This window comes from Amycolatopsis sp. NPDC114504, from assembly GCF_055633595.1.
This window is the reverse complement of record NZ_JBVKDU010000001.1, coordinates 2,429,660-2,439,699: the sequence shown is the minus strand read 5'-3', so window position 1 is coordinate 2,439,699 and position 10,040 is coordinate 2,429,660. Positions and strand designations below refer to the sequence as shown.

11 protein-coding genes and 1 rRNA gene are annotated in these 10,040 nt (G+C 70.8%); 6 read left to right on the top strand and 6 right to left on the bottom strand.

The window, feature by feature from the left end:
• Positions 1-83: ribosomal RNA gene (gene rrf / locus ACZ7PG_RS11530) — 5S ribosomal RNA — on the top strand; the annotation flags it as partial.
• A gap of 388 nt (positions 84-471) precedes the next feature.
• Here rrf and ACZ7PG_RS11525 read toward each other — a convergent pair.
• A complete protein-coding gene (locus ACZ7PG_RS11525; RefSeq protein WP_470238968.1) occupies positions 472-1,683 on the bottom strand; it encodes a L,D-transpeptidase in 1,212 nt (403 codons plus the stop codon).
• A 104-nt stretch (positions 1,684-1,787) separates the two neighbouring features.
• Positions 1,788-2,657, bottom strand: coding sequence for a patatin-like phospholipase family protein (locus ACZ7PG_RS11520; protein WP_470238967.1), 870 nt, complete (start codon positions 2,655-2,657; stop codon positions 1,788-1,790).
• A gap of 70 nt (positions 2,658-2,727) precedes the next feature.
• Between ACZ7PG_RS11520 and ACZ7PG_RS11515 the strand changes: the two genes are divergently transcribed.
• From ACZ7PG_RS11515 to ACZ7PG_RS11505, 3 genes are all read left to right on the top strand, one after another.
• Positions 2,728-3,669, top strand: coding sequence for a LysR family transcriptional regulator (locus ACZ7PG_RS11515; protein ID WP_470238966.1), 942 nt, complete (start codon positions 2,728-2,730; stop codon positions 3,667-3,669).
• Positions 3,670-3,768: 99 nt separating this feature from the next.
• Entirely contained in the window at positions 3,769-4,332 is a 564-nt protein-coding gene (locus tag ACZ7PG_RS11510; RefSeq protein WP_470238965.1) for a papain-like cysteine protease family protein, read from the top strand.
• Between the two features lie 2 nt (positions 4,333-4,334).
• Entirely contained in the window at positions 4,335-5,090 is a 756-nt protein-coding gene (locus ACZ7PG_RS11505) for a hypothetical protein (protein WP_470238964.1), read from the top strand.
• A gap of 46 nt (positions 5,091-5,136) precedes the next feature.
• Here ACZ7PG_RS11505 and ACZ7PG_RS11500 read toward each other — a convergent pair whose 3' ends face one another.
• Genes ACZ7PG_RS11500 through ACZ7PG_RS11485 form a run of 4 tightly spaced genes read right to left on the bottom strand, consistent with a single transcriptional unit; the run spans position 5,137 to position 8,348 of the window.
• Positions 5,137-5,784 carry a DedA family protein gene (locus tag ACZ7PG_RS11500; protein ID WP_470238963.1) on the bottom strand — a complete coding sequence of 216 codons (648 nt, stop codon included), beginning with the start codon at positions 5,782-5,784 and terminating at the stop codon, positions 5,137-5,139.
• 46 nt (positions 5,785-5,830) lie between these two features.
• Positions 5,831-6,832, bottom strand: coding sequence for a lipoyl synthase (gene lipA, locus ACZ7PG_RS11495; RefSeq protein ID WP_470238962.1), 1,002 nt, complete (start codon positions 6,830-6,832; stop codon positions 5,831-5,833).
• A gap of 25 nt (positions 6,833-6,857) precedes the next feature.
• The gene (locus ACZ7PG_RS11490) at positions 6,858-7,808 is read right to left on the bottom strand and encodes an oxidoreductase (RefSeq protein WP_470238961.1); all 951 of its coding nucleotides are present in this window, start codon (positions 7,806-7,808) and stop codon (positions 6,858-6,860) included.
• An 18-nt stretch (positions 7,809-7,826) separates the two neighbouring features.
• Positions 7,827-8,348 carry a hypothetical protein gene (locus ACZ7PG_RS11485; protein WP_470238960.1) on the bottom strand — a complete coding sequence of 174 codons (522 nt, stop codon included), beginning with the start codon at positions 8,346-8,348 and terminating at the stop codon, positions 7,827-7,829.
• 131 nt (positions 8,349-8,479) lie between these two features.
• On the opposite strand from ACZ7PG_RS11485, the gene ACZ7PG_RS11480 reads away from it, so the two are divergent.
• Both ACZ7PG_RS11480 and ACZ7PG_RS11475 read left to right on the top strand, forming a co-directional pair.
• Positions 8,480-9,091 carry a TetR/AcrR family transcriptional regulator gene (locus ACZ7PG_RS11480; protein WP_155541882.1) on the top strand — a complete coding sequence of 204 codons (612 nt, stop codon included), beginning with the start codon at positions 8,480-8,482 and terminating at the stop codon, positions 9,089-9,091.
• Between the two features lie 5 nt (positions 9,092-9,096).
• Positions 9,097-10,032, top strand: a complete 936-nt coding sequence (locus ACZ7PG_RS11475) for an LLM class F420-dependent oxidoreductase (protein ID WP_470238959.1) — start codon at positions 9,097-9,099, stop codon at positions 10,030-10,032.
• The last annotated feature ends 8 nt before the right edge of the window (positions 10,033-10,040 follow it).

Sequence of the window (10,040 nt, the reverse complement as noted above, 5' to 3'; positions counted from 1 at the left end):
CCATTCCGAACCCGGAAGCTAAGCCTGATAGCGCCGATGGTACTGCAACCGAAGGGTTGTGGGAGAGTAGGACACCGCCGAACTTAATTTGGAGAAGGGCCTGGGCCCGGTTGAGACGCAAGTCTCCCGGCCCAGGCCCTTTTTCATGCCCAGACAATCGCCGTGTCGTCCGCCTGGGTACGGGTGTCGGCCGGCTGGGTACGCGTGTCGTCCGCTCAATCACGCGTGTCGACTCCGCAATCACACCGATGACGGGCCCGCAGCACATGAGCCACGCGCCGGCCGCCGGGCTGATGCCCGCCCAGTCACGCGTGATGCCTCCCTGGTCACGCGTGATGCCCCTCCAGACACGCGCGATACCCCGCCAGGCACACGCGATGCCCTCCAGATACAGCCACCGCGGACATGAAGAAGGGGCCAGGAGCTGTGCTCCTGGCCCCGACCAAACGGTGGCTTACTTCAACAAGAGACTTACTTCAGGGCCGAGCCGGCCTGCCAGTCGGCCCAGGACTTGGACCAGTCGCCGTACAGGTCCCACACCGGGAGCTGGGGGCCGCCGGAGTTGGTCACCTCCACGACGTCACCCAGGCCCATGTTCTGGAAGAACCACTGGGCGTTCGCGCCGTTCAGGTTGATGCAGCCGTGGGACACGTTCGAGCTTCCCTGCTGCCCCACGCTGTTCGGGTTCTCGTGGACGAACTCGCCGTCGTTGGAGATCCGCTCCGAGAACTTCTCGTTCGAGCGGTACGCCTTCGGGTCGGGCGGGCAGACGCCGTACGTGCACGAGTCCATCGTGTAGTTCGCCTGCTTGTCCGAAATGACGTGCGCGCCCAAGTGCGTCGGTGTCGCGTCCTTGCCCATCGAGATCGGCATGGACTTCACCATCGCGCCGTTGTGGAAGATCTGCATCTGCTCGGTGTTCCCGTCCGCCTTGGCGATCCAGGAATCGTGCACCTTGTACGTTTCCGTGCGATCCTCAGCACCGAAGACACCGTTGCCGAAATCGACGCCGTAGATCTTGGCCGTCACCTTGAGCGTCGTGCCGGCCTTCCAGTACTCCTTCGGCCGGTAGTGGACGTTCGAGTCGTCGATCCAGTACCAGCTGCCCTCCTGCTTCGGCGTCGACTCCACCGTGAGGGCCTTCTCCACCGCCGCCTTGTTCTTGACGGCGATCTTGCCGAAGCTGAACACGATCGGCTGGCCGACGCCGACGCCCGAGCTCGCCACCGCGGACGGCGCCGGGATCAGGTTGGCGTTCGCCTGCTTCTTCGGCGCGATCGTGGTGATCTGGTTGTCCTGCTCGATCGGCTTCCCGTCGGCGCCCTGGGCGTGCGCGACGATCTTGTACGTCGCGCCGTAGCCGAGCACGTCGCTCGAGGTCCAGCTCGCCCCGTCACCGGAGAGCTTGCCGCCGACCTTGGTTCCCTTGGCGGTGTTGGTCACCGTCACGTCGAGGAGTTTCCCGTTGGCCGCCTTGACGACGATCGGCGTCGACGGGTTCACCCCGGTGCCGTTCGCGGGCTCGAACGAGACCGTGACCGGGGACGCGGCCGCCGACGCGGAGCCGGGCGCCGGCGTCCCGTCGGCGGGTGAACCGCCGTCGCCGTCGGACGAGCAGGCGGAAAGCAGCAGTGCTCCGGCGAGGATTCCGGCCACCGAAAGTAAAATCTTCTTGGGGAGCATATTATCTCTTTTTGGGAAATTGGGATCGGCGGGCATTCGTCATCAAAACTACGCGATAGCGATGACGTTCTTCCCGGCGGATCGGTGCATCGACGTGACGCGGATCACGTGACGACGAGGCCCGGTGCCCCGTAAAGTCCCGGCCCGCTCACGGAGATCCCGTCGAGGAACTCGCGAGCGGCCGAGTACGCCTCTTCCGCCAGTGCTTCGGTGTGCCCGAAATCGAGCGGGTTCACACGCACCGGTGCCGGTCCCGGCAGGTACACCACCGGCACCCGCCCCGCCGCCAGCGGCGCTTCCAGCACGGCCTGGTTCCGCATGCTGATCATCGCGGTGAACATCATCACCTCGGCGATGGTCCGCGGCGCGGCGGGCATCTTGCCGGGGAACGCGCAGTCGAGCACCACGAGCGACTTCGCGCCCATCGCCAGCGCCTGCCGCATCGGCACGTTCGCGACGAGCCCGCCGTCGTAGAGCAGCCGACCCTCGTGCTCCACCGGCGGGAAGATGCCCGGGATCGCGCAGCTCGCCAGCAACGGCTCGAGCAGCCGCCCGGACCGGATGAGCAGCGGCTCGGCGCTGTCCACCTGCGTCGTGACGACGCCGAGCGGCAGCGCCAGGTCCTCGAAGCGGGTCTCGGCGCCGACGTGGTCGGCGATGATCGTCGTCAGGCCGCTGTTGGGGAACAGGTGCGTCTTGCTCTGCGTCAGCGTCCGGACCCGGCTCAGCACGCCGCCGGGGAACGCCTCGGCCCGCGTCATGTGCGCCCAGATGCCGTGCAGGCGCGCCAAAGCGTCGTCGCCGGGCAGGGCCAGCACCGCCGCGTTGAGCGAGCCGACCGACGTGCCCGCCACCAGGTCCGGCGCGACGCCGGCCTCGGTGAGCGCGCGCAGCATGCCGACCTGCATGGCGCCGAGGCTGCCGCCCCCGCCGAGGACGAACCCGATCGGCCGGGGAAGATCCGCGAGACTCATACCGCCGAATGTAGTAAGCCCGACTTTCGCAGGTCGTGCCGGCCGGGAAGACGGCGTTAGCCTGCTGGGCGTGGCCGAGCTGGAGCTGCGGCATCTCAGGGCCGTCCGCGCGGTCGCGGACGGCGGCAGCGTGAGCCGCGCCGCGACCGTCCTCGGCGTCAGCCAGCCCGCGCTCACCGCGCAGCTCAAGCGGATCGAGCGGATCCTCGGCGGCGACCTGTTCGTCCGAGGCCCCAGCGGCGTGCGCCCGACCGAGCTCGGCCGGTTCGTGCTCGCCCGCGCCGACGCGCTGCTGTCGGACATGCAGGCGCTCGTCGCCTCCGCCCGGCAGCACGGGGAAGGCGTCGCCGAGACGCTCAAGATCGGGTACGTGCCGCTGCTCATCATCGGCCGGTTCATCGAGGAGCTGGGGGAGCTGGCCCTCGACGTCCAGACGTACGCCGAACCCGCGTCGCTGACCCTGCTCAAGCTGCTCTCGACCGGACGGGTCGACGTCGCGCTGCTCGAACGCTTCGACGGCACCGAGTCGCGGCACTTCGCCGGCCTGACCGTGCGGACGCTGGCCACCGAACCGATCTTCGTCGGCATCGCCGAGGGGCACCCGGCGATCCGCGACGGCGTCGTCGATCTGGCCGACCTGGCCGGCTGTGACTGGATTCTCCCGCCGCCGCACGAAAACTGCGTGCGCGTGCGGTTCCTGCAGGCGTGCGCGGCCGCCGGGTTCACGCCGCGGGTGCGGCACTTCACGTCGGAGGCGGGCACCGCGGGCACGCTCATCGCGCAAGGCGCCGTCTGCCTCGCGCAAGCGGCTTCGGCGCCGCCGCCGGGTCTCGTGGCGCTGCCCCTGGCCGGTGACCCGCTGTGGACGACGCTGCTGTTCGCGACGCGGGAGGACGACGCCCGCACGCCGTCGACCGACCGGGTGTTCCGGTGCGCGGAAGTCGCCTATACGGCGTCCCGGCACCGGAATCCGCACTTCGCGCGCTGGTGCGGGCTGGCGCCTGCCCGATAGGCGGCATAACGCCGGTGTTATCCCCGCTGGGATTACTGCCCGGCGCGGCAACGGGAGAAGCTCACGAAGTCCCCACCTGTTGCCGACAAGGAGCAACGAATGCACTTCAGACGAGCAATGGCGCTCGGCGCGCTGTGCGTGGCCCTCACCGGCCTGCTCTCCCCGCCCGCGAGCGCGACCACCGAGGCGACCACACTGTCGATCAGCCAGCTGGTCCAGGAGCAGGACCAGTGGTGCTGGGCCGCGAGCGGCCTGACCATCGCCCGGTTCCTCGGCTACGGCGCGAACGTCAGCCAGAACACCTTCTGCGACTACTCGCGCGGCTACCCGGCCGGTTCGCAGTGTCCCAACCAGGCCGGCGAGCTGACGTACGTCCAGCGCGGGTACCAGGCGCTCGGCCTGCGGCCCGGCACGGTGACCAGCGCGCTCAGCTTCGCGTCGGTGCAGACCGAAATCGGCGCGCGGCGCCCGGTCGAGACCGGCATCTACTGGACCGCCGGCGGCGGGCACGCCCAGGTGATCTACGGCTACGACGCGAGCGGGCTCGTCTACTACGGCGACCCGTGGCCGAGCAGCCAGCGCTACAGCGCGATGGCGCACTCGAGCTACGTCCGCAACGGGCAGTTCCAGTGGGCGCAGTCCCTCTACCGGATCGGGGCGTGAGCATGAACCTCTTCCGTGGACTCGCAGTCGTGGTCGCCGGTGCGGCCCTGGTGCTCGGTTTCGGTGGCACGGCCTCGGCCTCACAGCCTTCGTCCGGCGAGGTCGCCGCCGCGGTCAAGGCGGCGGACGCGCAGCTTTCGGCGTTCTTCGGCCAGCTCGACCGGCGGGCGGGCGTCGCACGGGCGGGCGTCGCGCAGGCGCCCGAGGTGGACGGCTCGCCGCAGCCGGTCTACTCGCTGGACCCGGCTTTCGTCGCCGGGAAACCGGGCGCCGCGCCCGCGTCGTTCGCGTTCTACGCGGTGCGCGCGTCGGCCTCGACCGGGCGGCAGGCCACCGTGTGGGTGGCGCCGGAAGCGGGCGGCTGGGCCGCGACGAACTTCACGACCGGCACCGAGGAGCTGACGTACCCGGCGCAGGCCGGTGGCGACCTCGTGTTCACCGAACCGCAGGTCAACGCGTGGTACCGGGTGCGCGACGGCCGCGTGCTGGCGCTCAACGACCCGGCTCGCCAGCGGGTCGGCGACGGCGTGACGCTGGCGGCGTACCAGCAGCTGGTGCACCGGCTTTACGGCGACAAGCTGCCCGGGTCCGCGTACCGGGCGCAGGGCAAGCTCGGCGGGTACGACCTCGCCGCGCCGGCCCCGGCGCCGGTTCCGTCGCCGGGCACCGGATCCTGGCCGTTCGTCGCCGGTGGGGCGCTGCTGGCGCTCGGCTTGGTCGGCTGGGCCACCGGCAAGGCGGCGCGCGCCCGCCGTTGACGCCGGGAGGGTGCGGCTCGGAACCCGGGCCGCACCCTCGTGGCGTTCAGGGGACGCGCTCGGGCTCGGGTTCCGGCGTCGCCAATGCCTTGCGCTTCTTCAGGCGCAGCAGGAAGAACACCCCTGCCGCGGCGAGCACGCCGACCACGATGAGGCCGCCTGTGTTCAACACGCCTTCGATGCGCTTCGCCGCTTCGCCCAGGGCCGCGCCGATGCTGATGTGGACCAGCGACCAGCAGAACGCGCCCGCCGCCGCGGCCGGGAGGAACTTGCGGAACGGCAGCCCGGACGTGCCCGCCGCGGCGGGGGTCAGGGTGCGGATCACGGGCAGGAACCGGGCGAAGAACACCGCCCACGCGCCCCGGCGCTCCAGGACCGATGTTGCCTTGTCCCACGCCTCGAGGCCGTACTTGCGGATCAGTTTCGTCTCGCGCAGCCGGGGCCCGAACCGGCGGCCGATCAGGTAGCCGAGCGCGTCGCCGGCCGTCGCGCAGAGCGTGACCACCAGCCACAGCACCACGAACCGCGCGACCGTGGTGGCCGTCGTCGCGGCGATGAGCAGCCCGGACTCGCCGGGGGCGAGGAAACCCAGCCCGATCGTGCACTCGGCGAACACCAGTCCGCCGGTCGCCGCGACGAGCCCCGGCTCCGGGAGTCCTTGCAACCAGCTGAGGAGGTCCGAAACCAGGGCCATGTCACCCCACTTTACCGATCCTTTAAGGATGGTGGGGTGACGTGCGTCACCGTGCCAGCAGCGACGTCGCTTCCTGCGCGGCCGGGCCTTCGGCGGTCAGGTGAGCCAGGTTCTCTGGCAGAACCTCGCCGCGGTGGGCCTTCGTCTGGGCGTAGAGGCGTCCCGCGCGGTACGACGAGCGCACGAGCGGCCCCGCCATCACACCGGCGAAGCCCATCGCCTCGGCGGCCTGGGAGTGCTCGACGAACTCCTCGGGCTTGACCCAGCGGTCGACCGGGTGGTGCCGCGGCGACGGGCGCAGGTACTGGGTGATCGTCAGGATCTCGCAGCCCGCGTCGACCAGGTCCTGCATCGCCGGCGCGACCTCGTCGGGCGTCTCGCCCATGCCGAGGATCAGGTTGGACTTCGTCACCAGACCGGCTTCGCGGGCGGCGGTGATGACCTCCAGGGACCGGGCGTAGCGGAAGCCGGGGCGGATGCGCTTGAAGATGCGGGGCACCGTCTCCACGTTGTGCGCCAACACCTCGGGACGCGAGCTGAACACCTCGGCCAGCTGCGCCGGGTCGGCGTTGAAGTCCGGGATCAGCAGCTCGACGCCGGTGCCCGGGTTCAGAGAGTGGATCTGCCGGACGGTCTCCGCGTACAGCCACGCGCCGCCATCGGGAAGGTCGTCCCGGGCGACACCGGTGACCGTCGAGTACCGCAGACCCATGGCCTGCACGGACTCCGCGACCTTCCGCGGCTCGGTGCGGTCCAGCTCGGCCGGCTTGCCCGTGTCGATCTGGCAGAAGTCACACCGGCGGGTGCACTGGTCGCCACCGATCAGGAACGTGGCCTCACGGTCTTCCCAGCACTCGTAGATGTTGGGACAACCGGCCTCTTCGCACACCGTGTGCAGACCCTCGCGGCGCACGAGACCCTTGAGCTCGGTGAACTCCGGCCCCATCCGCACCCGCGTCTTGATCCACGGGGGTTTCTTCTCGATCGGCGTCTCGCTGTTGCGGACTTCGAGACGCAGCAGTTTCCGGCCTTCAGGAGCAGCACTCACGCCCTCAACCGTACGCCCGTCCGGGCTACGCGGGATCGGGGGTGACGCCGGTCAACTTCGCCGTGAGCTCCCACAATGCGGACCCCAGCGGCTCGAGGCGCGCGGTGGCGAGCGTCGGCACCTGCACCGGGTAGCCACGCAGGTTTCCGAGCCCTCGCGGAGCGAAATACGAACCGCCCGAGACGCCGTCCGCCGTCGCCGCGTAGAGCTGCGGGAGGGCGCCGAGGCGCGGCCCCTGGGCGAACAGGACCTCGCCGACGCGGTGGCCGCCGGCGATGAGGGACCGGACGACCGGGTTCGAGTACGAGCGCGCCATGCCGCTGCCGAGGCCCGTCGCGGTGTAGCCGGGGTGGGCGGCGACGCTCAGGATTTCCGAGCCGGCCGCCCGCAGGCGCCGGTCCAGCTCGACCGCGAACACCTGGTCGGCGAGCTTCGACTGGCCGTACGCGGCGGCCGCGTTGTAGCGGCGGTGGTCGCCGTTCGGGTCGTCGAGGTGGATGCGGGCGCCGGTGGCGGCGAGGCTCGACAGCGTGACGACGCGGGCGTGCGATCCGCCGCGCAGGGCCGGCATCAGCAGCCAGGTCAGCGCCGCGTGGCCGAGGTAGTTGGTGCCGAACTGCAGCTCGAAGCCGTCCGCGGTGCGGCCGCGGGCGGTCGCCATCACGCCGGCGTTGTTCACCAGGACGTCCAGCTTGTCGCCGGTCAGGTCCCTGGCCGACGCGGCGGCCGCGCGCACCGAGGCGAGCTCGCTCAGGTCCAGTGGGATGAGCTCGGGCCCGGCGCCCGCGGCGGCCGCTTTGACGATGTCCAGTGCCTTCGCCCCGCGTTCGGCGGAGCGGCAGGCGAGGAGCACGCGGGCCCCCTTGCCCGCGAACACCTCGGCGGTGCGCAGCCCGAGCCCCGAGTTCGCCCCGGTGACCAGGACGGTCCGGCCGGTCTGGTCGGGGATGTCGGCGTCGGTCCAGCGCTCCGTCATGCGTGTACTAAACCCTGTTCACGCCGAGGGCGCGAGCAGGCGCCGCAGGTGTCCCATGACGGGACGGCGGCGGGCGGGCTCCTCGCGGCTCGTGCGCAGCAGCGCCTCGAGCGCGTGACCCACCTTGACGATCTCTTCACCCGGCTCGCGCGGGTCGGCCAGCCCGGCCGTGACGGCGAGCATCCGCAGCTCGCCTTCGTGCATCCTGCGCAGCGACGCGTGCCGCTCGTAACCCCCGTCGAGCACCGCGCGCAGCGTCTCGTGCTCTTCGACGGCGGACCGCCACGCGCGGGTGACGGCGTCGACGTGGTCACCGAGGCCGTCGGCGTCGTCCGGGTCGGTGACCTCGGCGCGCAGGCGGCCGCTCAGCGTCCTCGTCCACTGGTACTGCAGGGCCAGCAGGACGTTTTCCTCGGTGCCGAAGTGCTCCTCGGCGCCGGGGATCTCGTCGAGCGGCAGCGGCGCGCCCGGGTTGCGGGCGGCCAGGCGGACCGTGGCGTCGAGGATTTCCTGACGCCGGTAGAAGTCTGTCCAGCTCATCGTGGGGCTCCCCTTCCGTGGCCCGGGTCATACCGCGGGTCTGCGGCATACTCCCGGTACGGACCTGACCCGGCGAACATACCATGAGTATGGAGAGATCCTCCGGGCGTAAGGTTGTGAAGGTGGCGACAATGAGGTCCAGACGACTCGACTATTCCGAGTCGACGCGGTCGGCGTTGGTCGACAGCGCGGTGGAACTGTTCACCAAACGCGGTTACGCGGGTACCTCGCTCGACGAGATCGCCAAACGCGCCCGCGTCACGAAGGGTGCGCTCTACCACCACTTCAGCGGCAAGCAGGCCCTCTTCGAAGCCGCGTTCGACCAGGTCGAAAGCCTCGTCTACGACCGGCTCGACAAGATCATGACCGGTGAGGGCTCGCCGTGGGAGCGGGCGCTCGGCGGGCTCAACGCGTTCATCCGCGCCTGCCTCGACCCGGCCTACCAGCGGATCGCCATCCACGAGGCGCCGGTCGTCATGGGCTGGGAGCGCTGGCGCGAGGCCGAGGAGCGGTGCAGCTTCGGGCTCGTCCGGTCCGGCCTGCAGTCGCTGATCGACGCCGGCGAGGTCGAGCCGGTGCCGGTCGAGGTCACCGCGCGGCTGCTGTTCGGCGCGCTGTCGAGCGCGGCGACCGAGATCGCCAGCTCGCCGGACCCGAAGAAGGTCGGCGCCGAGATCGAGGACGTCATCGTCCGCATGCTGGTACGGCTGCGGCGCACGGAGCCCGACGTCTCTATAGGCTGACTTTCGTGGACTTGAGGATCTTCACCGAGCCCCAGCAAGGGGCCAGCTACGACGACCTGCTGCGCGTCGCCAAGGCGACCGAAGCCGCCGGCTACGACGCCTTCTTCCGCAGCGACCACTACCTGAAGATGGGCTCGGCCGACGGCCTGCCCGGCCCGACCGACGCGTGGATCACGCTGGCCGGCCTGGCCAGGGAGACCAGCCGGATCCGGCTCGGCACGCTCGTCACCGCGGCGACGTTCCGGTACCCGGGCCCGCTCGCGATCTCCGTCGCGCAGGTCGACCAGATGTCCGGCGGGCGCGTCGAGTTCGGCCTCGGCGCCGGCTGGTACGACGCCGAGCACGAGGCGTACGGCCTGACGCTGCCGCCGCTGAAGGAGCGTTTCGACCGCTACGCCGAGCAGCTCGAGATCATCACCGGGCTGTGGAAGACGCCGGCGGGGGAGACGTACTCCTTCAAGGGCGACTACTACACGCTGAGCGACTCGCCGGCGCTGCCGAAGCCGGCGCAGCACCCGGCGCCGCCGGTGATCATCGGGGGCGGGGGCAAGAAGCGCACCCCGGCGCTGGCCGCGCGGTTCGCCGACGAGTTCAACCTGCCCTTCGCCGACCAGGACGCCGCGGCGGCGCAGTTCGCCCGCGTCGAGGCGGCGGCCCACGAGATCGGCCGCGACCCGAAGGAGATCCTGCGGTCGGTCGCGCTGGTCGCCGGCGTCGGGCGCGACGACGCCGAAGTCGCGCGCCGGGCCGAGACGCTCGGTCGCGACGTCACCGAGCTGCGGGCCAGCGGCCTGGCCGGGACGCCCGCCGAGGTCGTCGACCGGATCGGGCAGTGGCGCGAGAAGACCGGGATCACCCGGGTGTACCTGCAGCTGCTGGACCTGTCCGACCTGGACCAGATCGACCTGATCGCCGCCGAGGTCGCACCCCAGCTGGACTGACCGGGAAA

Coding starts and splice junctions, on each gene's coding strand:
- ACZ7PG_RS11525 (WP_470238968.1), bottom strand. CDS start 1,683: ATGCTCCCCAAGAAGATTTTACTTTCGGTGGCCGGAATCCTCGCCGGA.
- ACZ7PG_RS11520 (WP_470238967.1), bottom strand. CDS start 2,657: ATGAGTCTCGCGGATCTTCCCCGGCCGATCGGGTTCGTCCTCGGCGGG.
- ACZ7PG_RS11510 (WP_470238965.1), top strand. CDS start 3,769: ATGCACTTCAGACGAGCAATGGCGCTCGGCGCGCTGTGCGTGGCCCTC.
- ACZ7PG_RS11505 (WP_470238964.1), top strand. CDS start 4,335: ATGAACCTCTTCCGTGGACTCGCAGTCGTGGTCGCCGGTGCGGCCCTG.
- ACZ7PG_RS11500 (WP_470238963.1), bottom strand. CDS start 5,784: ATGGCCCTGGTTTCGGACCTCCTCAGCTGGTTGCAAGGACTCCCGGAG.
- ACZ7PG_RS11490 (WP_470238961.1), bottom strand. CDS start 7,808: ATGACGGAGCGCTGGACCGACGCCGACATCCCCGACCAGACCGGCCGG.
- ACZ7PG_RS11485 (WP_470238960.1), bottom strand. CDS start 8,348: ATGAGCTGGACAGACTTCTACCGGCGTCAGGAAATCCTCGACGCCACG.
- ACZ7PG_RS11480 (WP_155541882.1), top strand. CDS start 8,480: ATGAGGTCCAGACGACTCGACTATTCCGAGTCGACGCGGTCGGCGTTG.